20 protein-coding genes and 4 pseudogenes are annotated in these 23,538 nt (G+C 32.9%); 17 read left to right on the top strand and 7 right to left on the bottom strand.

Features of this window, described 5'->3' with window-relative positions; genetic code table 11:
* Positions 1-531 precede the first annotated feature (531 nt).
* The gene (locus DN408_RS00795; RefSeq protein ID WP_078178832.1) at positions 532-1,437 is read right to left on the bottom strand and encodes a TetR/AcrR family transcriptional regulator; all 906 of its coding nucleotides are present in this window, start codon (positions 1,435-1,437) and stop codon (positions 532-534) included.
* A gap of 185 nt (positions 1,438-1,622) precedes the next feature.
* On the opposite strand from DN408_RS00795, the gene DN408_RS00800 reads away from it, so the two are divergent.
* The 6 genes and pseudogenes from DN408_RS00800 to DN408_RS00825 all read left to right on the top strand — a co-directional run bounded on the left by DN408_RS00800 (position 1,623) and on the right by DN408_RS00825 (position 9,457).
* Positions 1,623-3,122 carry a DHA2 family efflux MFS transporter permease subunit gene (locus tag DN408_RS00800; protein ID WP_078178831.1) on the top strand — a complete coding sequence of 500 codons (1,500 nt, stop codon included), beginning with the start codon at positions 1,623-1,625 and terminating at the stop codon, positions 3,120-3,122.
* A gap of 126 nt (positions 3,123-3,248) precedes the next feature.
* Positions 3,249-3,860 carry a GTP pyrophosphokinase gene (locus DN408_RS00805; protein ID WP_033728681.1) on the top strand — a complete coding sequence of 204 codons (612 nt, stop codon included), beginning with the start codon at positions 3,249-3,251 and terminating at the stop codon, positions 3,858-3,860.
* Between the two features lie 1,617 nt (positions 3,861-5,477).
* Positions 5,478-7,841 (top strand): putative mucin/carbohydrate-binding domain-containing protein, encoded by a 2,364-nt coding sequence (locus DN408_RS00810; RefSeq protein ID WP_078179030.1) that lies wholly within the window; start codon positions 5,478-5,480, stop codon positions 7,839-7,841.
* A gap of 183 nt (positions 7,842-8,024) precedes the next feature.
* Positions 8,025-8,732 (top strand): annotated as a pseudogene (locus DN408_RS00815) (IS6 family transposase).
* A 129-nt stretch (positions 8,733-8,861) separates the two neighbouring features.
* Complete coding sequence (locus DN408_RS00820; RefSeq protein ID WP_078179031.1) at positions 8,862-9,224, top strand: cell division protein SepF; 363 nt, start codon at positions 8,862-8,864, stop codon at positions 9,222-9,224.
* A gap of 74 nt (positions 9,225-9,298) precedes the next feature.
* Positions 9,299-9,457, top strand: a complete 159-nt coding sequence (locus tag DN408_RS00825) for a DUF3954 domain-containing protein (RefSeq protein ID WP_002204060.1) — start codon at positions 9,299-9,301, stop codon at positions 9,455-9,457.
* Positions 9,458-9,895: 438 nt separating this feature from the next.
* Here DN408_RS00825 and DN408_RS00830 read toward each other — a convergent pair whose 3' ends face one another.
* Positions 9,896-10,495, bottom strand: a complete 600-nt coding sequence (locus DN408_RS00830; protein WP_078179032.1) for an undecaprenyl-diphosphatase — start codon at positions 10,493-10,495, stop codon at positions 9,896-9,898.
* Positions 10,496-10,687: 192 nt separating this feature from the next.
* Positions 10,688-10,936, bottom strand: coding sequence for a hypothetical protein (locus DN408_RS00835; RefSeq protein WP_033728672.1), 249 nt, complete (start codon positions 10,934-10,936; stop codon positions 10,688-10,690).
* A gap of 792 nt (positions 10,937-11,728) precedes the next feature.
* Here DN408_RS00835 and DN408_RS31730 point away from each other — a divergent pair.
* From DN408_RS31730 to DN408_RS00880, 7 genes and pseudogenes are all read left to right on the top strand, one after another.
* Complete coding sequence (locus DN408_RS31730) at positions 11,729-12,010, top strand: hypothetical protein (RefSeq protein WP_033728670.1); 282 nt, start codon at positions 11,729-11,731, stop codon at positions 12,008-12,010.
* A 564-nt stretch (positions 12,011-12,574) separates the two neighbouring features.
* A pseudogene (locus tag DN408_RS00850) lies at positions 12,575-13,175 on the top strand (Holliday junction resolvase RecU).
* A gap of 138 nt (positions 13,176-13,313) precedes the next feature.
* A complete protein-coding gene (locus tag DN408_RS00855; RefSeq protein WP_078179034.1) occupies positions 13,314-13,685 on the top strand; it encodes an ArpU family phage packaging/lysis transcriptional regulator in 372 nt (123 codons plus the stop codon).
* An 887-nt stretch (positions 13,686-14,572) separates the two neighbouring features.
* Positions 14,573-14,851, top strand: a complete 279-nt coding sequence (locus DN408_RS00865) for a hypothetical protein (protein WP_033729712.1) — start codon at positions 14,573-14,575, stop codon at positions 14,849-14,851.
* A 371-nt stretch (positions 14,852-15,222) separates the two neighbouring features.
* Positions 15,223-15,496: pseudogene (locus DN408_RS00870) on the top strand (hypothetical protein).
* Positions 15,497-15,710: 214 nt separating this feature from the next.
* A complete protein-coding gene (locus tag DN408_RS00875; protein WP_071748230.1) occupies positions 15,711-15,905 on the top strand; it encodes a hypothetical protein in 195 nt (64 codons plus the stop codon).
* Positions 15,906-16,231: 326 nt separating this feature from the next.
* Positions 16,232-16,453: pseudogene (locus DN408_RS00880) on the top strand (recombinase family protein); the annotation flags it as partial.
* 143 nt (positions 16,454-16,596) lie between these two features.
* Here DN408_RS00880 and DN408_RS00885 read toward each other — a convergent pair.
* A complete protein-coding gene (locus tag DN408_RS00885) occupies positions 16,597-16,791 on the bottom strand; it encodes a hypothetical protein (protein ID WP_016096711.1) in 195 nt (64 codons plus the stop codon).
* 169 nt (positions 16,792-16,960) lie between these two features.
* Complete coding sequence (locus DN408_RS00890) at positions 16,961-17,191, bottom strand: glycosyltransferase family A protein (RefSeq protein ID WP_142333467.1); 231 nt, start codon at positions 17,189-17,191, stop codon at positions 16,961-16,963.
* 416 nt (positions 17,192-17,607) lie between these two features.
* On the opposite strand from DN408_RS00890, the gene DN408_RS31175 reads away from it, so the two are divergent.
* Positions 17,608-17,775, top strand: coding sequence for a hypothetical protein (locus DN408_RS31175; protein WP_158080635.1), 168 nt, complete (start codon positions 17,608-17,610; stop codon positions 17,773-17,775).
* A 78-nt stretch (positions 17,776-17,853) separates the two neighbouring features.
* A complete protein-coding gene (locus tag DN408_RS00895; RefSeq protein WP_078178982.1) occupies positions 17,854-18,123 on the top strand; it encodes a hypothetical protein in 270 nt (89 codons plus the stop codon).
* A 1,427-nt stretch (positions 18,124-19,550) separates the two neighbouring features.
* On the opposite strand, the gene DN408_RS00900 is transcribed toward DN408_RS00895, so the two are convergent.
* Both DN408_RS00900 and DN408_RS00905 read right to left on the bottom strand, forming a co-directional pair.
* The gene (locus DN408_RS00900; protein ID WP_078178983.1) at positions 19,551-20,246 is read right to left on the bottom strand and encodes an IS6 family transposase; all 696 of its coding nucleotides are present in this window, start codon (positions 20,244-20,246) and stop codon (positions 19,551-19,553) included.
* 100 nt (positions 20,247-20,346) lie between these two features.
* Positions 20,347-21,204 carry a glycine betaine ABC transporter substrate-binding protein gene (locus tag DN408_RS00905; RefSeq protein ID WP_078178984.1) on the bottom strand — a complete coding sequence of 286 codons (858 nt, stop codon included), beginning with the start codon at positions 21,202-21,204 and terminating at the stop codon, positions 20,347-20,349.
* A gap of 247 nt (positions 21,205-21,451) precedes the next feature.
* On the opposite strand from DN408_RS00905, the gene DN408_RS00910 reads away from it, so the two are divergent.
* A complete protein-coding gene (locus DN408_RS00910) occupies positions 21,452-22,657 on the top strand; it encodes a quaternary amine ABC transporter ATP-binding protein (protein ID WP_016093744.1) in 1,206 nt (401 codons plus the stop codon).
* Entirely contained in the window at positions 22,650-23,480 is an 831-nt protein-coding gene (locus DN408_RS00915; protein ID WP_002169659.1) for an ABC transporter permease, read from the top strand. Before DN408_RS00910 ends, DN408_RS00915 begins: the two co-directional genes overlap by 8 nt.
* Positions 23,481-23,538: the final 58 nt, after the last annotated feature.

A 23,538-nucleotide genomic window follows, 5' to 3' on the forward strand; every position in this document is an offset into this window, starting at 1 on the left:
TAGATAGTGAAGTAACAGTTTATGTATGTCGAACAATTAAGATGGCTTCCTGCCATCTCTTGTCCGAAGCCAATTCATCTCCCACCTACTCACTTCGCGTTCCTTGAGGAAGGAGTCTTCTTGGCTAAAATGATAAAAATAAAAATAAAAAAACAAAAAGTAAAATCATCACCGTATCTATATAAGTACGCAAGTGTAAATAAAAGAAACCTATATAAACCGAGTTAACAAAAATCCAGAAATTAGTTCCTTATCTCTATCAGATGTGAGTTAAACGTTAAAATACTTTTCAAAAGGAATGAAGCCAGAGTAAGAACAGATATCGTTTTTGTAAGAGGGATTAACTTAATTCAAATGGGTAAAGAAACTTTTGAAAGGCCAGAGAGGAATAGCTGAGAAATATCATCCAACGTTAAATATGATGATAAAAAACATATATTGGAAGACCCTATATATACAGGATATAGGGTCTTTTCATTATAAGAATACCTTTAAATTTGTGTATATAGTTTAGATTGAAGAAAATGAAATTTATGAAATCGGAAAATAGTCCATTTTCCCTAAAATTTGTTCATATTGTATATATTCCTGAGTGGCATTGATTTCTGGACTATTTTTTAAAGTTGTTAAAGCACTTTCAATTAAAAATTTTCTTGAATCTGCTTTATTATACATAATCTCTTCTTGAATAAAGTACAACAGGTTTAAACATGTTGTCATTTTCTGCTTTTCGAAACCATTTTTTTTCTCAATCACTTTTTTTAAGTTTAGCGTAGCAATTGAAAATTCATTGTTAAAAAAACCATTATAATCTGATTGAGGTAAAAATTCATTTATATATGCGGGTGTAAATAATTGAATGCTCTTTTCACTAATATCTTCCAAAATTATAATTATCCGATCCATACAATAAGTTACAATTTGCTTTATGGTAATTGTTTGATTCCATGCATTACTGGTATGAAGAATATTCTGCATCATACCTATGAAAATAACCGCACAATCCACTAAATAATTTGATTTATCCTCGGGGAAAATATTTGTAAAGCGTTTATACACCCAACTTAAAAATAAGTATTTAGAGTGCTTAATAAATTGTATGAGATCTGGATCGTTTGATACAAGCACATCTTCAATTAATTGCATTAACTTGTTTTTTTTATTAAGTTCCATCATGAGGCTGACTTGTTCTATATAGATAGCAATATCTTTACAATCTTCTCCAATAAGTAATTTGTCTCTTTCCACTTGCATCTCTTCTTGGATAAGTTTAAATACAGCTTTGAATAGTTCGCCTTTGGAAGAAAAATAATTATAAAAAGAACCTTTGGAAATATTGCTATGATTTAAAATATCTTGAATAGATGTCGCGTGATATCCCTGTTCTATAAATAGCGCATGTGCTTTATCTAAAACGTCTCTTTTCTTCTTATTCATATTCTAAGCTCCTTTAGAGGTAATGCTCTTATATTAATAAATATATTGTAACAAAGAAAAAACAACTAGTACAATTTTGGACAACCGGTACATTTTTGTTGATAATTAATTGCTAATGAGATATCATTAACCTTGTTGGACTTGAGGTATAAAAATAAACCGATAGTACAGAAGGGGGCATATACATGAAAGAAAAACAAACAAAAGCTTCTTTTAGCTTATTAGCGATTTTAATGATAGGAGCATTTGTAGCGTTATTAAGTAATACATTGCTCAATATAGCTTTACCATCTATCATGAAGGATTTTGATGTGAGTGCTTCAACCGTACAATGGTTATCGACAGGATATATGCTAGTAAATGGAATTTTAATTCCCACTACTGCATTTTTAATAAAAAAATATACGGCTAGACGATTATTTTTAACCTCTATGGGGTTGTTTACAATTGGTACATTAATAGGTGGATTTGCACCAAGTTTTTCAGTCTTACTTTCGGCTCGTATGATTCAAGCTTCAGGAGCGGCTTTAATTATGCCACTACTAATGAATGTTTTATATACAACATTTCCACCTGAAAAACGTGGCTCAGCAATGGGGATTTTTGGTTTAGTAATGATTTTTGCACCTGCTATTGGACCAACATTATCGGGATGGGTTATCCAACATTATGATTGGTCGGTACTTTTCTTAATGATGGCTCCTATAATGGCTTTAGTCTGGATTTTGGGTTACTTTAAATTACATGATCACAAAGAAAAAAGCAATGACAATATTGATGGATTATCTGTTGTCTTATCAGCCTTGGCTTTTGGTGGTATTTTATATGGATTCAGCTCTGCTGGTAACAGTGGATGGAGTGCACCTAATGTTTATTTAACCATTATTATTGGACTAGCATCGTTGGTAGGGTTAATTGTTCGTCAATTTAATCTTGAGGAGCCTATGCTCGACTTTAGAGTATATAAATACCCAATGTTTGCTTTATCGTCAATTATTTCAGTGGCTTTAAACATGGCGATGTTCTCTGCCATGCTGTTATTACCGATTTATTTACAAAATATCCGTGGTATTTCCGCAATGGATTCTGGTTTACTAATGTTACCTGGCGCATTAATCATGGGGATTATGATGCCTATTACAGGAAAATTATTCGATAAATATGGTCCGAAATTGTTGGCGTTTATTGGCTTAGCTATTGTAATCGTTACAACATTTTTATTTAGTCAACTAACGGGATCCACTGAGTATACACATTTAGTTGTGTTATATGCAACTCGTATGCTTGGTATCTCAATGGTTATGATGCCGATTATGACGAATGGTTTAAATCAATTACCACCAGAATTCACACCACACGGAACAGCAATGAATAGTACGATTCAACAGGTTTCAGGAGCAATCGGTGGTAGCCTACTCGTTACAATTATGTCTAATCGAACAGCAATACATGTAGAAGAAATGATGTCTAATGCTATAAATAAGCTAACAAATGCACCTACTGGTGAAGCCTTAGCAAAAATACAGCAGCAGATCTCCATGGAAGCAACTATTTCAGGAATCAATGATGCATTTTTAGTATCAGCTGTTATTGCTGGTGTAGCATTTATTCTATCGTTCTTTCTTAAAAGAACAACAGTTCCAATTTCAAATCAAGTAGATGATCGACTTGAGAACATAAATTAGTTGTTTAAAAAATGAAGAATTTTTAGAGTTAAGGCATCTTCTTTCTGTCTATCTGATGAACGTTTTTAATGTGATTGATTCAATTGAACAATACATGTGAAAAGTTGAAATAAGAGGGGGATTAACATGGAAGATGTAAGAAAATGGGGTCAATTTTTACTACCATATAAGTTTGCTTTAGATGAAATGACAACCAAAATTAATATAATAGCTGAAGAAGCAAAGTATTTAAAAAACCATAATCAAATTGAGCATATTAAGACGAGACTTAAATCATTCGAAAGTATTCAACTAAAACTTGATAGAAAAGGAATTTCTCCTACAATGTCAAACTCAAGAGAAAAGTTGTATGATATTGCAGGTATGAGAATCATTTGTTCTTTTGTAAATGACATTTATGATATATATTCTCAGCTATCCAAACGAAATGATATTAAAATTGTACAGGTGAAAGACTATATTGAAAATCCAAAATCAAATGGGTATCAGAGTTTACATGTAATTGTACAAATACCTGTAACACTATCCCAAAAAGTAGAGACTGTTTATGTTGAAATACAGCTTCGAACCTTAGCGATGGATTTTTGGGCTAGCCTAGAACATAAAATTTATTATAAGTATGACAAAAAAATCCCTTTCTATCTGGAGCAAGAGCTTATTGACGCGGCCAAAACTGCAAAATCTTTGGATGAAAAGATGAGGGACATTCATGTAAGAGTGGAAGGTTTGAAAGGTTAAAGAGGCATGTTAAGAATAAATAGGATCGCATGAAACAACTTGTTATATAAAAAGGACGCATATGCTTGATTGCAGCTGAGGAAATAAAGATTCAACACCAATGATTATCAATAATTGAAATACTAATGATTAAAATAAAAAAGAACCTTCAGTAGGTTCTTTTTTATAGTTGGTAAATATGTGATCAACAATAGATAGTAATTTAGATGCTTTTTATTAATTGGCTCAGTTTTCTTAGGGAAGAAATCATTTTCTCATGACTTATTACTAGATATAACCAGACATTTCATTTATTAATTTGGGTGGGTGATTTAGTTTTTTGGGTTTACCACGCTAAAATGTAAATTTTGCTTAGGGACAAAATGTTAAAGTTCTACATTCTGAATTAACAGAAAATTTAGGTGATAAAAATCCCTTTGAATATTTTATCAGGTAGTTCATATTTCTTTGACCATAATTTCATGTTGTTACCGAACGTTTATATGTATCTAATGGAAAGAAATATTTTAAGTTTGTTACCATCTATTGTTTGATTAAGATGGTAACACGAAAATAAAACGTTTACAACAAAAAGATAAAGAAAAAATATGAAAATTCGACTTTTTTCGACAAAATGATTGAGAGAGAAAAAATCTAAATTAAGTAAATCTTATATGTAGAGAGATTCTTTATCTCATAAATAACAGTTATAACATATGTAAATGTTCTATAAGTAATTAAAACGTCGAAGATAAAATTATATTGTGACAATTATAAACAAAACATACTTAATAATTCATACTTAGACTAACAAATCAATTCATAATAAGTTAAATACGCTATATTTAATAGAGTATAATATGGAATATTTAACTATAATATTCCATATTATATATAATTATAAATCATTTAACATATTAGTTGCGGGAAATTTTGACATAAGATATTTTAAATATTAAGCACAGAAACATTCTAAAGAAAAAGAGCTATTTTAAAATGTACCCTAAAAACGTTTTTCCTAAAAAGTAGTAAGAATTTTTAAATTGTTTCTGTGCCTAATTAGATGAAAATAATACAATAAATTGTTTAAAAAAGATAAAAGCAAGTTACTTTTACGGAGAAATATACATTCCATACAATTAGAATTATGTCAGATCGTAGCATACAAATTACATTCTTCTATCTCACAAACTGCACAACTACCATTATAGGTAGCTTGTCTTAGTTTTAACATCACATTCATCATTTTTTTGTCCAATAAGATTAATATGGTTAGAAAAACGTGTCGCCATCTACTATGAAAATATTAGCAATTAGAAAGAATTATTTATAAAGTAATATAGAAATAAAATTATCCGGTTGTTTATAAGTGAATTTTTAATATTTTTGGCGTTTTTCAAAGGGCTTTCACTTATATTTCATATCATGAGGACAATTGTTGTGTTGTTTGAAGGGTAGGGTATAGGTGTTAACAGTTCATTTGTATATAAAAAATAAACAACCTGTTGAGTGTATAATAAAAGATTTTTTAAAATAATTTATGAATACACACAAGTGATGTTGAGTTATTTATTCAAAGTAGAACCTTTAAAAATCTATAAATTGTTATATAAAGAAATAAGAACAGAGGTATTCATTATGAAATTTATAAAAAGGATATTCGTTTCTACGATTGCACTTACGGCCTTTACAGGATTAGAGCTAATTAAGTTTCATGAAAATCCCAATGTAGTGTATGCAGATTCGAAAGGTCCTGTAAAAAATATAAGTCAATCTGAGGCAGATATTAAAGAAGAAGATCAAATTATTGTAAAGTTTAAAAGTGAAGTGAATTTCCCGTATAAGGATGGACTTGAGAAACAAATAAAAAACGAAGATAGCGATCTGGAATTAGTAAAAATCTTTTCTGAATTTCCACAGCTAACATTAAAACGTTTATTTACATCTGTGGACCCAAAAGAGATTGAAAATATTGATAAAGATACGAGGGAAACTGAAAAAAAATCATCTTCTAATTTACTAGATTATTATATTGTAGAAGTACCTAATAAAGTAACAGCTGAAACATTGATGGACAAGTTTAAGAAATCTTATCTTGTTGAAGAAGTATATATGCAAGAAAAACCAACTCTTTTACCAGAAGTACAATTACCTACTGTATCGCTTAACCCTTACGACGATCCAAGATTTTTAAACCAGGGATATCTTAAGGAAGCACCATATGGGATTAATGCATCTTATGCATGGAGCATTAAAGGTGGAGATGGAAAAGGAACTACTTTTGTAGATATGGAGTATGGGTGGTTATTAGACCATGAAGATTTAGTAAATCAAAAAGTTGAGCTTATATCTGGTAGAAATATAGATCAACACGTTGGTCATGGAACATCTGTTCTTGGGATTGTTTCTGCTGAAGATAATAAGATTGGTAATATAGGAATTGCACCAAAGGCTAAGGTCAAAGTAGTATCCCAAATAAGAGGTGATGGGTCGTATAATACGGCTGATGCGATAATAAATGCTGTACATAATTTACAAGCTGGGGATATTTTATTATTAGAGGCACAAGCTTCATATGATGGATATGGAGATAAATATTTACCTGTTGAAGTACAGCCAGATATCTTTGATGCAATACGAGCTGGAACGGATAAAGGAATTATTGTGATAGAAGCCGGGGCAAATGGTTCTAATGACCTTGATCAATTTAGAGATCGGAATGGAAAACAGGTATTAAATCGCAATAGTCCGGACTTTAAAGATTCAGGAGCTATAATGATTGGAGCCGCATCGTCAACTGTTCCTCATAAACGTTTATGGTTTTCAAATTATGGTAGTAGAATTGATGTTTATGGTTGGGGAGAAAACGTAGATACAACTCGTGCTGAGCCTAATAGGATTACTAAAAATCTCTATACAACAGGCTTTAGTGGTACATCTAGTGCTTCTCCAATTATTGCTGGAGCAGCGACTTCAATACAAGGTGTGGCTAAAGAACATTTAGGTCGTCCATATAAACCAGCTGAATTAAGAAATATACTAAGTAATCAAAATACAGGTACCAAATCCCAAAATCCGTTAACAGATAAAATCGGTGTTTTGCCAGATTTAAAGTCAATCCTGTCAAATTTGGGATATAGTCCAGATATATCAAATAATGTTTTAGAGGGAAACCAATTTGTATGGTCAATGAAAGGAATAGGAGATTTTGAGTTTGCAAAATTGGATTTTAATAAGACAAAAGAAGAAATGCAAATTCAATTAAAAGCAGGTGTACCACATCATTACTTTGATAGTACATATGCGAGTGTGAAAGTCCAAAATTCATCTGGAAAAGTGGTATATAATAAAGATATTTATGGAAACAGGCAACAAAATGTTGAAACACAAAAAATTTCGATGAAAGTCGGAGACTATATTGAGTTTACACATTTAGAGGGTGGAAACCGGGCGACTCTTATAAATGTGGATAAAAATATACAGGAGAGCTTTGGTAGGAAGATAGTGTATCAAGTTACAGTTAATGGTCTTAAGAAAGTTGATCAAATTATTAACCCTAGCCCAGATACGGAAGCTCCTACACGGCCTGAAGGATTACAAGCAGCCAACATTACTACAAATAGCGTAGAGTTAAAATGGAATTCATCAACAGATAACGTAGGTGTGAAAGAATATCAAATATTACGTGACGGAAGATTCATTCAAACGGTACAGGGAACCACATTTACTGATAGTAAACTGACTGCTAACATGGAATACAAATATACTGTGAAGGCTATAGATGCAGCTGGAAATCAGTCTATTCAAAGTAGTGTTCTTAGTATAAAAACAAAAGAGCAAAATACCTCTTATGAAAAATGGGATCCGAGGAAAGCATATACAAAAGGGGATAGAGTAGAGTATCAAGGGAAAATCTATGAAGCTGTTCAAAGTTACCAAGGAAATGGAGATTCGAATTGGATATTCTCGTTATCCTTATGGAAAACAATTTCAATAAGTTGATGATATCGTCTATTTGAGAGAATAATTATTTCATAACTAGCTAAATAATTTTTATCTCATAAGAAGAAGGCGCCTTTTAGGTGCCTTTTTCTGGTTCTGGTGCGAAAACTTCAAGATAATTTCAAGTAATCTCTAAATCTTGGACATACTGATACGATTACTCTAAAAAGGTGCGTGATCAGTATGGAAAAGCGAAATTTATTCAAGTGGAAGCATTATCATCATGATATTATTTTGCAAACAGTAAGATGGTACCTACGGTACAACTTGAGATTTCGTGATTTGGTGGAAATGATGGAGGAACGGGGCTTATCCGTTGCTCATACAACGATTATGCGTTGGGTTCATCAGTATGGTCCTGAATTAGACAAAAGAATCCGTCGTCATCTCAAGCAAACCAATGACTCTTGGAGAGTTGATGAAACATATATCAAATTAAAAAGTCAATGGATGTTACCTGTATCGTGCTGTCGATTCGAAAGGAAATACCATCGATTTTTACCTAAGCAAAGCAAGAAACCACAAGACTGCAAAGCGATTCTTCAAGAAAGCTTTGCAGTCTTTTCATATTTCTGAGCCTCGTGTCGAGACAGTCGATAAGAACCCAGCTTATCCTATAGCAGTTGAAGAATTGAGAAAAGAAAAAAAGATGCCATTAGGCATCCAACTAAGGCAAGTGAAATATCTCAATAACATAGTGGAACAAGATCATCGATTTATTAAAAAGCGAGTTCGTTCGATGCTAGGATTGAAATCCTTTCGTACAGCTACAGCCATTATTTCTGGAATAGAAGCTATGCATATGGTAAAAAAAGGTAACTTATTTTACTGGACAAGTCTGCCCAAAATCAAGTGGAGTTCATCCATCAACTATTTGGAATTGTTGCTTAAGACTAGATTCCACTAGGAAACTTTTCGCCTCTTTATATCTTTCCCAAGTATTTGCACCAGAACCACTAACGTTAACGCAGCGTGAAGGAATCTTAATTGCAAGCTTGCACGTATTGGAGGGGAAAAGCAATGCCAAAGCAGTTAACAATCTTTGATGTTGAACCAGTTGTATCATTTGATTTTAAGAAGGCTCATGATCATCGATTAAATTCTAAACTACGTTTTGCCGACGTTGTTGTACAAATACCACGTCAAGCCAAAGCGATTGATGAATTAAAACCAACGACAGCGCCTGATGAGCGTTATGAGTTATTTGAAGATTACACAATTGGAATTTGGCGTTATAAGCGAGTGGAGGGTAAACAATTTGATTGGGAAGAAGCAGAGGAAATGTGTAAGCGAGCACGGGATGAAAAAAAGCCTATTCCAATACGGCTTCATTTATCACTTGAACAATCATTTGTTCCAGAAAATGTTGTGCGATATTTGTAGACAAACAAAAAAGCCGAGATTGCTCTCGACATAATTATTCGAAAAAGTAATTATAACATATGGGAGTGATCTTGGTGGGAATTAGAAAAGAAAATCTTGTAGAAATGACAGCTGAAATAGATTTGAAAATAAACGGAATATATGTTGTTAAAAATGGTCAGGTCCAACTAATACAACCACCTCAAAGTGGAAAAGTAATCCGTATGGAAGAACGAAAAACACAGTTACTTTAATCAAATTTGAATTTTATTAAGAAATTGGACTGAAAGCATCGATAATTAGATGGGATAAAGAGCATCATCACTGAAATGAAAAAGCCCTGCACACAGGGCATCTAAAAAGATACCTTAGCTATAACAACGATTAGGGGGAGGTATTAGCTAAGGTATCTGGATGGATGATTGCATACTAAGTATGCAATCAAGAGCATTGTTGAATGTATTGGGTTATTCAACAAGTTCAGAATAACACGAAATTTCCGCTAATTCACCCGGTAAATTTGTCCAAAAAAGGTGTTTCTATAAAAGTTTTTCACCTAAGAAATGGATTCATAGATTTTAATCAAAGCGTTATTTTAAAATTAAAGAGCGCCCAAGGGAGCGCTCTTCGATCAAGACAATATTGAAAAATACTCGGTAATATATGTAATCTTTTTAGCTTTGTGAGATTAATCAAAAGTTTTTCGACTTGTTTTTGGAGGGTATTACATTTTGTTCTATTTTTTCGTAAAGATTAAGTAATTGTTTGATGAATGTAATTTTCGGTGTTAACCAATATGAAAATAGTGCTGAAATAATTCCTATTAAAGCTCCTGTTATGACATCAAAAGGATAATGAACTCCTACCCAAATACGAGAAATAGCTACGCAGAATGCAAGTACAAGCCATAACCATCTAGCCTTTTTACGAACAAGCCAGAATGAAAAACAAATTGAAAAAAATAGAATCGTATGGTCGCTAGGAAATGAATTATCTACTGCATGATCGACAAGTTTATTAACATTAGGTAATACTGCAAATGGTTGATAATTCAAATGCAAATTCCCTGCTAATTTTCCAATTATTTCAGCAGTTACGAAAGCAACTATTGCTTGAATAATCATCATTTTGTTTTTTTTAGATTGAGTAAACCAATAAGCAATAATAATTAAACCTAAAAAATACACCATATATTCCGCTAAAAATACCATAGTGGAGTTTAGGGATGAATATTGCTTCCCTAAATTATTGATAGCTCGAAAAGCATCAATATTTAATTGAGAAAAAAACATTTTTAAATCGCTCCTTATTGTTTGTGTATAAGGAAAATTATGGTAAATAGTTTGTAGTGAAAAAATTGATTTTAGTGACAGTAGTCTTACAAAACTGTAAGGATTAGCTCATTAAAGATTTTTAATAAAATAGTTATTTGAAACTATTCACGAAAAAAGAGCACTAAAGAAAGTGCTCTTAGAAAATACATTTTATATTCTGTTTTGAGCTACGATTTTAATATTCTCTGGTGGAATGATATCTCGAATTTTTTCTTTTAAATCTACTTGGACCATTTCTTCAAGATGTTCAAGTGAAACTTCAAAGTTTATGCATTCCGCAGTTGCGATGCTTAATAAAGAATAATTTTCATTCTTTTTAACAACAAGATATTGCGATTGATCTGTTATTACTATACACCCTTGTTGAATGCCTAATTTACGATTGTCTTCAAAAGTCATAAATGTTTCTCCTTTTATATGTATTGCCGATAAATAGTTTACTACATAAATACATTGGTTCATATTGAGAAACCTTACATTATTATTACAATTTCATAAGGTTTCTGAATATTTCGTGGGCTAGTAATATGGAGAGTGTAAAAAGGTTCAATTGTATATTTAACAAAATCCTTATTTAAAAACAAGAGTCCCTAGAGTTAGGGCTCTAGGGATTCTTGTTTTGGTATATCTCACACGGTTTTATAAAAAGGATCGAACGTATTGAAGATAACATGTGAATGTTTCATAAATGTATCAAAAAAGTGAACAAAATTGCTATTGCAGAAGTAGCAGAAATGAAGTTTCTAATAGTTAAGTACGTAAAAGGTGTTATTTCCAGTGGATAAAATGCGCGTGGGGCACCTAATCATTATTTTATCGGAGGAAAAGAATATGTTATGAACTTGGTTGAATGAAAAAATGAAAATTTTACTTTAAGCGAAGTTAATGAAATATATTTTGGGGGTTATATCAATGATTGTTATCTCGATGGACACTTTAACTTTATAAAAGTCCTAGAAGAAAAATACAACTATGAGGAATAGTAAGCTATAAAAGTGAACAAAATCGTTATTTAAATAAAAGAAACCCCGATTGTCTGCGGGGCCTCTAAGGGTAATCGTCAAGTAATGACGTACTCGACTAATTAACCATATCATGAATTTTTTGGTAAAAACACTGGTAAATGTGTCCAAATGGATAGGGCATCATTTTGAACAAAAACGCTGCTTTAACCGAAAGCGGAATGGGGAAATGTTAGAACAAGTGGAGATCGAAGGGCAGTTATCCATGTTCGATATGGATGAAACGAAAAACAAATTGTACGAAGTCTTGGAAGCTAATAACTATCACTACGAGATTAAGAGTTATTACCTACACCATGATTACATCGGATTGGTTAAGTACTTTTATATACGCACGACAGATAATACTATCATCGATTTGTGTTTAAGTGAGTTTCCTGAAGTGTTTGCTGTGTACGAGGGATTCACTGAAGCGCAGATCAAGAAGATATACAGAGGAAGATTACAATAAAAATGCTGGTTTATAAAAAAAGAGAAGCGCTTAATCAGGACGCTCCCCTTAATGCCAATACACAATAACTATCCTATTATACTGTATAAGCGTAAAATATTTAACAATTACATTTATGGTAAAAATTTCATTTTTCATTAGTTTAAAACCCAAAAAGAGAACTTAATAAAGTGCTCTTGTGACGAGATTATCCATTTGTAAAGACTATTTCAATGTATAGAGAGAGGAACACAGAATATTATATGTATGCCCAGTTAATTGAGTGCTTTTTACAAACAAAGAGCAGCTAGCAAAAGCTAACTGCTCGGTTCTCCAAGGGGGAACAAGGAGAAAATCTAATGTCATCTACAGTATTGACGGAATATTGGGTTTTATTCAAGGCTGGTTCCAAAAAAGTGACATACCGCCAAAATATAAAATTATTAAAAGGACAATTACTATGAAAGCAATAAAAGAAACTTTCTTCCATGAATTTTTCATCAGTAGACCTCCTTTATGAAGAATATTAACATTCTTTCAGAATCTGAACAAAATAATCCTTTGAATAGAAAGCGAGGAATAAAAATGGGACAAGGTAACCGTGGAATGGCATTTGAAAAGATTATCAATCTAGCGAATGAAATGTATCAAAGAGGGAGAGTGGCGCTTATAAACAAGCGTCCGACTCCTGTGAAGGTGTTAAAAAGTAAAGGTGGCCGTGTACTAAATGGATTCTATGAAGCTAAAAGTACAGTAGACTATGACGGCGTGTATAAGGGACGAGCTATCGCATTTGAAGCGAAGTCTACAGAAAATGCTAATCGCTTTGATTTAAAGAACATTGCGCAGCACCAGTTGGATTATCTGGAGAAAGCAGAAAAGATGGGAGCAATATGCTTCTTTCTTATAGAGTTTAGTAAGGATAAGTCGGTATTTGTTGTACCACTATCAATCATCCAATCTTATGTAAGGATGTCGCGACAACCAAAGGGCAAGAAGTCTATACCGAGAGCAGACAGAACGAGCGCCAGTTGATTACTTGCAATACATCGATGAACAAGGAATAATTCCAGCGATGTTAGAAGGCATGATTCAAATTGATCAGGACCATACAAGGGTAGCAAATAACATTGAAGCAGCAAAAGAGAAGATGAATAACAAGAAACGTAAATTGCTAAAGGCTTAATGGATAGCGGAACAATGACTAACAGTGTGGTGGGGGCTGTATTGTAGTCATCGTTCCCTTATTCAGTAATTTGATAGTAAAATTTCACGTACCTGATGTGAATGTAAAAACCTAAATTTGAAATAGGGGGATTCCAACTTGGAGAGACAATTATCTTTGTTACCGGATATCGATGATAAGAAAGTACAGAAGGAAGTAGTGAGCATTTTAAAGGAATACAGGGCACTCAAGATGCGATTTAGTAATGAAGTGGAGCAAGAAGGAATCAGCTTGTTTCCGGAAATACGTGATTCAAGGAACACGAGTAAATGGAAGGTGCAGCAGGTTGAAAAGGCACTTAACAATTTATTAGATGAAGATGAGCGTAATATTGTAGAGCGGAAGTTTCTGACAAACGAAAGGGTAAAAGACTCGGATGTTTATCATAATCTACTACTCAAGAAGACATATTTCTATGAGAAGAAGCAAAGTGCGGTTAAATTGATTGCTACGGCATTAGGGATAATCTAAAAATAGCGAACAAAATGCGAACTTTTTGGGGGACTAAATAAAACCGTGAAAATTATAAGCTATTCCTATAAACAGTTCTTTGAAAAGAGAATACGTTTTGGGGATAGCGTTCCCATTATAATAACGTTACTCGGTGACGCGGAGGCTAGAGGGGATAAGAGCTTCCCGAAATTATTTATATTTTACTTCTCATTGAGTGTATAAACGTACCGCCTTTCGTTTGTAAACTCATAGGTAGTAAAATCACACCTGTCATGTGAATTCTTGATTTCTATGTTAAAACTGGATTGTTTTACAAGTGGGGATGTTGGTCTGTTCGATTGAATGGACCGCGTCTCCTAGCAAAAAGAAATAACTCAATTATATTGGTAATTGCTCACGACAGTAACTAGTATAAGTCAGGTTGTTCTTCTTAAACGATTAAACGAGCAGAGAGCTTTCGCTCTTTGTTTGAGCCAATACAGCGGTATATTCCCCTCCGTCCCTCTAGTGTATTGGTTCAAACAAGGCGTCGGAATAAATATACACGTCTTGATATTAATCCTTTAAGCGTTGTGTAAACGAAATTGGTGAAAATGACATTAAGTAGCCGAAGTATTGAGCCGACTCCACGGAGTATAAACGAGAAGATTCTTAGTCTTCTCCCAGTCACCGAACTAACCAAATGTGAAGCATGTAGATGTTATATAGTGTTGCGGTGGCTTGGAGAAGGTTGACAGTTATCTTGACCTTGGAAGAGGAACTTTTGCCATTTTTTTTAATTTCTCTCTATTAAATATGTGAACTATGGGGAGTTTTGTAAAACATAACTTTTGAATTATATAATAAAAGTATATATAATTATACTGATGTTAATGTATTGACTGGTTAAAAATGGGGAAAGAAAAATGAAGATTAAATTTGATGTAGTTAAAGATGAAAATTTTGATTTTACTTTATTAGAAACAAAATTGCTGAAAACTTTTAAAGAAGTAGATAATGTAGCAATAATTGAAAAGGTTGAAGATAAAATTTTTGAAAAAGATGATGTGCAAACCCATTTGGCGGAGATTACTATTAATGTTACAGGAAAGAATATTGGATATAGATCAGCTTCAGCTAGTATATTCATTGTTCTAGAAAGTCTATCAATAGAGCTATTCAATATTTATATTAGTATACATTAAGCATCCAAAACGGGTGCTTTTTTCTTTGTTATATAGAAATTACACATTAAACCAGTAAAACTTTGAATGAGACAAGCATATACTAATAACTGAACACGACGTATTCATTCTTTATAATCGTATCGGACGAGCACCTTATAGGGCTCTTTTTTTATTGCACATAAGGAATTCCCAAACATACAATATCGAGTCAATGCCAACCAACTTATTCCTTTTCCGAGAGCTATATATATTCCGCTATAAAGCTCTTTTATGTTGCGCCATTAGAACGGGCTGGGCATTGTCGTATATTTAATACTCAGAAGCTTAGGGCACTTTATAGTGTTCTTTTTTTATTGAACAAAATGGATATTTAAATAGGAGGATGAACGATGGAATTAACATTAGAAGGTTTAGAAGAGTGTTTTAATGAGGCTGCAAATGCAGATGCTAACTATGTAGCTGTACAGATCGAAATGGACGAATTCCCTAGTTGATGAGTTAATAATTAATGATAAACACAATATTACTTTAAAATTAGAGTATTACAAGAAAACTTACAATGAAGACTTAGAGCATAGATACGCTCCAGGTATTCGTATTGTAGGTTATGCGTATGGACATACGTTATCTGGGATTCAACGTGAATTAGGATTACTACCATAGTAATGATTAAACCAATAGCAATTATCGTAGGCGCTGCCGTTATATTGGTTTAGCGTCTTATTTGTTATTAAGGGATGAAATAGATTTGAAACTTAAAGATTAGATAATAATATTATTACTTTAAAATGCAGAAAGTAGACTAGTAAACAAGCTGCTTTTGTTTTTAAGCATAGAATATGATGAATCTTAAAGTTAAGAGGAGGTAATCATATTTATGGGATGTAATTGTAATTTCAGACATTGCAGAGATTGTAATAGATTTTGGGATGATTTAATGTTTTGCAGACGCAGACATAGAGATTGTGATGACCGTCGTTGTAGACGTGACCGCGACTGTGATTGTGATGAATGTCGTCGCAGACGTAATCATGATCGTGACTGTGATTGTGATAAGCGTAAGGATTGGTAAAGTCCTTTGAATGAGTGTGCTTCTTTACAGCACTCTTTTTTTTATTTATAGGTTTTCTAAATTGCTACTTACTAAATATGAAGAATATAGTTGCGATTCGGTTTAAGGTCTAACAAAACAAACGAACACAGCGAACGAAAATAGAGGATAAAACGTCCAATATGGGTGTACTTATTTTGAATTATGTTTGTTCACAAATTAGACATATTTAGAACCCTTATTTTCCAACAACCTATTTGTTCGGTTTACATGTACGGAAATTAAATGCTGTTATTAAGCTATAGTTAATTTACGGACACTTAAACGGACAAAAGGGGAGAAACGGAATGATTCTCGGATATGCTCGTGTACCAACACAAGATCAGAACTTAGCAAGGTAACTCAAACAATTGAGTGATTATGGATGTGATTATGTGTTTGAAAAAAAAGTTAGTGGAGCTACAACAGACGGACCAGAGTTATTACGCATGTTAGAGAATCTGCGTGAAGGTGATGTAATTGTAGTTACTGAATTAGCACGTATTACAAGAAGTACACAGGACTTATTTAATTAAGCTCGTTTCTAATCAAGACATAAAATACTCATTAAAAAATCGATTTCTTAACGTACAGGAAATCGACTTTTTATTTATAATCCCTTCATCCAATTCTTTCTACATTTTAGGCATCTTTGCAGCAGGACCATCTAGAATTAGAGTGTAAAAAATGTATCTTGAATAGTAGAACGAAAAGATTGGCAACGAATTTGTTTTGCCCAAAATGCCGTTTCTGCTTCTCTTTCTTGTAATGTCATGTTAGTTCTAAAGGGAGAAGGAAGAATAAGAGCAGTTACAGCTGGTATTGAATGAAAAGTTATATTATCTAGCTTTAGAAATTTTCGCCACATATTAAGATCACTCCACACATCCTCTGGTCCAGGGCTCCATCCTTCAAGAAGACGATGGTAGGTATCTATGCGGTGTCCAGCAATCGTAGGACTAAAATTTATATGACTCTTTCAACATACGATCGCGAGTCTCAAGTTCCTCCAATGATCCCTGAATGGCCATCATTTGTTACTTATTCACAATAGCCATATAGCGGCTATGTACAAAATCTGCTTTGGATAAAGCTTGCTCCATGTATTGTAAGTGATCAGGAAACCATGAATCATCGTCACTCAGATAACATACAAATTTTCCTTTTGCCAATTGTAATGCCTCATGTCGATAAATTTCTCCGTTCCTTGCACTTGAGCCTATAAAAACAGAGAAGAAATCTTTAATCAAGCTCCTGCTTTTCAGCATGAAATACACCAAAACAATTACTTGAAATATTATTCATTTATTAATCTGAGTATGCTTTTTTAACTTTGCAACAGCAACCATAAATGCTCCTCATAATAAATATAAGGTTATTTTATATATACATAGATTTTATTCATCGTAAGCCTACTGAAAATAAGAAAAGACGTAAAAAGACAGTGGCTTATATTGTCATGCAATTTAAACTTTTAAAAGGGTGAATGGGGTATCGAAAGCTGTACAGTTATCTTTTAAACAAAGGAGTCAAAGTTAATCTGTCTCAAGTAAGACACGCCTTATGTAAGGTCAGCTCAAAGTGAAAAATTGTCACTTATTATAAGAAACAAAAGCAAGAACTCAATACGTTTCCGAATATATTAGAACGCTCTTTTATACCTAGTACGAAGGAAAGACCAACAGTGGTTGAGGAAATACAAATTATATTAGGTAGATTGGCAATAAATAGTGATTTATCACAGCTAGCAGAGGAAGAAAAGCGGCAATATTATCATTTTGTATGCAGAAAATATGGACTAGATCCATTTACAGAGTCGTTTGCTTTTATTCGGTTTAAGGGAAGTAAGTGAACTACAGCTATAGGTGCAGTTCCTATTAGTACAGAAGTTGGAAGAAAACTTAGTCCCGCTCAGTTAGCTCATACACTGATGACTTGTGCAACCAAAGTAAAGAGACGAGCGACAGTATCACTGTGTTGTTTAGCTATGATGGATGAAACAGAAGTAGGTATACTTTTTGGTGTAAAACGATTTGATATACAATCCGTCATCGAAAATAAAGATTTACCTCTACAATCCAAACAATCTTATGGCGGTTATACATTTATGGTAAAAGAATCAATGGGAAAATCAGAACTATTTGAGAAAGAAAAAATAAAAAAAGAAGTGACTGTTTTGACAGAATTGAGAGAGTCATAATGGTACATCAAAAACTTCATGAATAGAAGAAGTGCACCTATTATCATATAGAATTTGTTGTGAAAGATGAAAGAAACAAGCAAGCATACAATATTGATGAAGTATGGCATTATATATATTTCTTATATTAGCACTTATTTATTTGTCAATTCTCCTTTGTGTGAAAGTAGAGTGCACGAAAATGAAAGCGGAACGAATCTTGAGATTACTATTGAAGAGGGTGTGCTTATTTATTGAGTTGTAGTGCATAGATACTATAAGAGAGCATAGGATACACATATTTTTAGAGGAATTATGTAATAAGTGACATATGAAGAAGACAATGTTGCAAATATGAGAGGTTGAAAAGAAAGCTCTCAAACCAATGTAGTTTTAAGAATAGTAGTAAATAAAAAACTGTATCTAGCCTGAAAAATACATCGAAGGGATAGCAACGGTATTTAAAGTATCTGGGGATATATTGTAAGGAAGGCAGATGTTCAATGAGTATATGCTTATAAAAAATACTGTAAAAAAACTATTGTATGTTAAAAAATTATATGTTACATTGATGTTACAAAATTGTTACTTTATGTTACTTTTGTTTCATTTTGTTTTCTTGTTATTTATTTTTCGTTACAAATCATATACTAAAAGCGTTATTTCTATGTGCGTAAGAGTGTGTGTAGTAAGAAGTCTGAGTTAGAACTTCATACATTATATTAAAAATCCTTTCTGTCTTAAAAGAAGAAGAATACCAACTATATAGGGGTTTTTAGGTAATGAGATTATATAAAATGTACTTCCTTCCCCACATAATTTAGTACATATTTAAGGTTCAGTCTAATTGCTGCACAGCTACTTTTGCATTTGAGTGTATCGAAATAAATGAAGAGATTGGTAATTATAAACAGCATTAAAAAATTAATCTCGAGATGGATTTAAATAGAGTGATTGAGGTATATAAAGTGAAAAATTCTTATAAAGTGTTTATATGTATTTGGATAATTATTTTGTTGTTTTTTGTAATTTATTTTGGATATAAAATGACATCTGATAATAATCAGGTATCAATACAAGAAAAACAGGTAAAACAAGAAGTTCAAAAAATGTAAGAATAATCAAATGAGAGAGAAATAGAATCCTTTGAAATATTCTAAAAGAAATCAGTAATAAAAAGAGGGCAGTTACTTACTAGCGGGTTCCCTTTTGAGGTGCAAACATTGCAAATCACATCACATTTTTGTCACTAATATCAATGGGATTCTCTAATTAAGTAACAATAATAAATGCAGAGGAGGGATAGCTTAATAGCTATCCCTTCATCATAATATCATTTAAATAAATCTTCTATTATATTAGCAGGGGATAGTGATAGAAAAGTGGGTTCTGGTGCAAAGATTGTATTTATTTGAAAGAGGTATATAGATTCCTAATGGAATCTATTCTTATGCAACCATTCCGAATAGTTGATGAATAAACTTCACTTCATTTTTGACAGACTTGTCCCGTAAAATAAGTTGGCCTTTTTTAATGATATGCATCGCTTCTATTCCTGAAAGAATAGATTTAGCTGTACGAAAAGATTTCAATCCTAGCATTGAACGAACTCTCTTTTTAATAAAACGATGATCTTGCTCTACAATGTTATTAAGGTATTTTACCTGCCTTATTTGGATGCCCACAGGCATCTTTTTCTCTGTCTTCAACTCTTCAATCGCTATAGGAAAGGCCGGGTTTTTGTCCACTGTAATCACACGGGGCTTTGAAACATGAAAAGACTGCAAAGCTTTCTTGAAAAAACGCTTTGCAGCCCTATGATCTCTTGTTTTACTTAAATGAAAATCAATTGTATATCCTTTTGAATCAACAGCACGATATAGGTACATCCATTGACCTTTGACTTTCACATACGTCTCATCGACTCGCCAAGAATCGTTGGTTGACTTAAGATGACGTCGTACTCGCTTATCTAATTCGGGACCATATTGATGAACCCATCGCATGATAGTTGTATGAGCCAGGGATAGCCCGCGTTCTTCTATCATTTCGACTAAATCACGAAAACTGAGGTTGTACCGTAGGTACCATCTCACGGTTAATAAAATAATATCCGGTTGATAATGTTTCCACTTGAATATAATAAAAAGAAAGAGAAATGATTATATGAAAACATCACTTCTCTTTCTTTGTATTTACGAGTGGCTCCAAAAAGAAGGAATGGTTGCCGTACCCCATAAATGATTACTTTTTCATCCATGTATCTACTAATTTTTTATTCTTTTTTATCCATTTTTCAGCGGCCTGTTCAGGGTCATTCGATTCATTAATCATGGTCATCAACGTTCCGAGTTGCTCATCGGTCATGTTCCAGTTATCAAAATACTTTATAAGCTCTGGATAATCTTTTTCAAATCCTTTACGAACAGAGTAATAAATATCATCTTTTTCTCCATACACCTTTTTAGGATCTTTTAAATATTTAAGATCAAACTCTGAAAAAGCCCAATGTGGATTCCATAATGTTACTGCAATGGGTTTCTTTTGAGTATATGCTTTTTTTAATTCACTCATCATAGCGGCTTCTGAAGATTGAACAAGATTTAGCTCTATCCCATATTTGTGTATCGCTTTATCTGTTAAGCCCATTAAACTGCTGCCAGGTTCAATACCAATGATTTTATTGTTAAATTTATCCTTATTCGCATTCAAATCCTCAATACTATTGATATCTGTCATGTATGAAGGAACAACTAAACCAAGACCAGTACCTTTATACCACGCTGACTTTATTACAACATCATCCTTATATTTTTCATATAATGGCTTATCAGTAATTGGTAGCCAGACCTCTAAGTTGGCGTCCACATCTCCTCGTGCTACCCCGGTCCAAACGGCTGCCTTTTCTAAATATAACAATTCAACTTTATAACCTTTTTCCTCAAGTAATACTTTCCACATATTTGCGGTAGCTATGTTTTCTTTCCAACTCGTTACACCAATTTTAATTTTTCCCTTTGCATTACTGTTCGCGCCACTACAAGAAGTAGTAATTATGCTAATTAATAATAGTATGCACAGAAGCCATATTTTTTTCTTCATCAAGCTCCTCCTAGTCTCTATGATTAGATATTTCTTCTTTAACTAACGTAGAAAATTATTTCAGTAAAGCTAAATACTTTATAATTATAAATAAATATTTTATAATTATAACTATGAATAATATAAACTAACTATTAATAGCTTAACAAAAAAATAAAAAAAAGTCTTTGATGAACTATTGTAATGTACTATTTGGTTTAGAAATAGTTACAGTATTTGTTTAGAGTCAAAGAAAAGGAGTGAAAGAATGAAGGAAACGAAATTACGTGTTGAAAACGTTACAAAAGTATTTGGAAAGAATCCTTCTAAAGGAATCGCTTTACTAAAAGAGGGAAAAAGCAAAGCTGCTATATTAAAAGAAACTGGTATGAATATTGGCGTGAACCAGGCAAAATTCGATGTTTATGCTGGTGAAATATTTGTCATTATGGGATTATCCGGTAGTGGGAAATCTACACTTGTTCGTATGTTAAATCAGTTAATCAAACCGACTTCTGGCCATATATATATTGATGGTGAAGATATCGCAACAATGGGAAAAGAATCTCTTCGAAAAGTAAGAAGAAACAAAATGAGTATGGTATTTCAAAAATTCGCCTTATTCCCTCATCGAACGGTTTTACAAAATGTTGCATATGGTTTAGAAATACAAAAAGTATCAAAAGAAGAACGAGAAACAAAAGCGTTAGAATCTCTAAAATTAGTAGGTCTAGAAAACAATAAAGATAGTTATCCGGAACAACTTAGCGGTGGTATGCAGCAGCGTGTTGGTATCGCAAGAGCACTAACAAATAATCCAGATGTCCTACTGATGGATGAATCATTTAGTGCTTTAGATCCGATTATTCGAAAAGAAATGCAAAATGAATTATTAGAACTGCAAGATAAAATGAAAAAAACGATTATTTTTATTACACACGATCTAGATGAAGCACTCCGAATTGGTGATCGTATTGCTTTAATGAAAGACGGAGAAATTGTTCAAATTGGAACACCAGAAGAAATTATGGTGAGCCCTGCAAATGAATTTGTAGAGCAATTTGTTGCTGATGTAAATTTAGGAAAAGTTTTAACCTCTGAATCCATTATGAAAAGACCGGAAACCTTATTAATTGATCGCGGTCCACGTGTTGCACTCCAAATCATGAAAAATGCTAGTGTTTCTAGCGTATATGTAGTGAATAAGAAACATGAGTTTTTAGGTGTCTTAACTGCTGATAATGCTAGTAAAGCTGTTAAAAGACAGGTTCCGATAGCGGATTTATTAGTAACAGACATTCCTCCTGTTTATTTAGATACTCTATTAGAAGAAATGTATATAAAAATGGTTAAGGCAAAGTTACCTCTTCCTGTTCTAGATGATAAACATAGATTACGAGGGATAATAAAGCGTGAAAGTATTATTCAAGCTTTAGCAGGAAATATAGAGGAAGAGGTGAATGATAATGAATAGTATTCCACGGATTCCTTTAGGAGAATGGGTTGATACACTTGTTACAAGTTTGTATCAGCATTTTGAAGGGTTTTTCAAAGGATTTTCTTTTATTATCGGAGGATTTGTTGATTTATTAACAAATCTATTAATATTTATCCCAGCCATTATTTTTATTACAATCACATGCCTATTAGTTTGGTACACCTCCCGTAAAACTTCACTGATAGTATTTTCTTTAATTGGATTTCTGTTTATCCTTAACGTTAACTATTGGGAACAGACCATGCAAACACTAGCGCTTGTCTTGACGTCTGTTATTATCTCTATCATTATAGGTATACCAATTGGGATTTTGGCATCTCAGAACGAAAGGTTTTCCAAATTTTTAAAACCAACTCTTGATTTTATGCAAACAATGCCTGCATTTGTTTATCTTATTCCGGCAATTACATTCTTTGGTGTTGGAGTAGTACCAGGTATTATTGCATCTGTTATTTTTGCAATGCCACCTACTATTCGCTTTACTGAGTTAGGGATTAGGCAAGTACCAGAAGATTTAATTGAAGCAGCTAATGCCTTTGGTTCAACATCGTCACAGAAACTATTCAAAGTACAGCTTCCACTTGCAACTGGAACAATCATGGCTGGTGTAAATCAGAGTATTATGCTTTCTCTATCAATGGTTGTCACTGCATCTCTTGTCGGTGCACCAGGTCTTGGCGTAGACGTTTATCGGTCGGTTACACAAGTTAATATAGGTATGGGCTTTGAAGCAGGCCTTGCTATTGTAGTAATTGCAATTATATTAGATCGAATTACACAAGGTTTTCATAAAAAATAATTATAATGTACATACTAAAAGTTATCATTTGAAACCGCTAGAAATTTATTGCTTAAAG

Source organism: Bacillus sp. AR13-1, assembly GCF_008042285.1.
Taxonomy (GTDB): domain Bacteria; phylum Bacillota; class Bacilli; order Bacillales; family Bacillaceae_G; genus Bacillus_A; species Bacillus_A mycoides.

Coding starts and splice junctions, on each gene's coding strand:
- DN408_RS00795 (WP_078178832.1), bottom strand. CDS start 1,437: ATGAATAAGAAGAAAAGAGACGTTTTAGATAAAGCACATGCGCTATTT.
- DN408_RS00800 (WP_078178831.1), top strand. CDS start 1,623: ATGAAAGAAAAACAAACAAAAGCTTCTTTTAGCTTATTAGCGATTTTA.
- DN408_RS00805 (WP_033728681.1), top strand. CDS start 3,249: ATGGAAGATGTAAGAAAATGGGGTCAATTTTTACTACCATATAAGTTT.
- DN408_RS00810 (WP_078179030.1), top strand. CDS start 5,478: ATGAAATTTATAAAAAGGATATTCGTTTCTACGATTGCACTTACGGCC.
- DN408_RS00820 (WP_078179031.1), top strand. CDS start 8,862: ATGCCAAAGCAGTTAACAATCTTTGATGTTGAACCAGTTGTATCATTT.
- DN408_RS00830 (WP_078179032.1), bottom strand. CDS start 10,495: ATGTTTTTTTCTCAATTAAATATTGATGCTTTTCGAGCTATCAATAAT.
- DN408_RS00835 (WP_033728672.1), bottom strand. CDS start 10,936: ATGACTTTTGAAGACAATCGTAAATTAGGCATTCAACAAGGGTGTATA.
- DN408_RS31730 (WP_033728670.1), top strand. CDS start 11,729: ATGTTAGAACAAGTGGAGATCGAAGGGCAGTTATCCATGTTCGATATG.
- DN408_RS00865 (WP_033729712.1), top strand. CDS start 14,573: ATGAAGATTAAATTTGATGTAGTTAAAGATGAAAATTTTGATTTTACT.
- DN408_RS00875 (WP_071748230.1), top strand. CDS start 15,711: ATGGGATGTAATTGTAATTTCAGACATTGCAGAGATTGTAATAGATTT.
- DN408_RS00885 (WP_016096711.1), bottom strand. CDS start 16,791: ATGTGGCGAAAATTTCTAAAGCTAGATAATATAACTTTTCATTCAATA.
- DN408_RS00890 (WP_142333467.1), bottom strand. CDS start 17,191: ATGCTGAAAAGCAGGAGCTTGATTAAAGATTTCTTCTCTGTTTTTATA.
- DN408_RS00895 (WP_078178982.1), top strand. CDS start 17,854: ATGACTTGTGCAACCAAAGTAAAGAGACGAGCGACAGTATCACTGTGT.
- DN408_RS00905 (WP_078178984.1), bottom strand. CDS start 21,204: ATGAAGAAAAAAATATGGCTTCTGTGCATACTATTATTAATTAGCATA.
- DN408_RS00910 (WP_016093744.1), top strand. CDS start 21,452: ATGAAGGAAACGAAATTACGTGTTGAAAACGTTACAAAAGTATTTGGA.
- DN408_RS00915 (WP_002169659.1), top strand. CDS start 22,650: ATGAATAGTATTCCACGGATTCCTTTAGGAGAATGGGTTGATACACTT.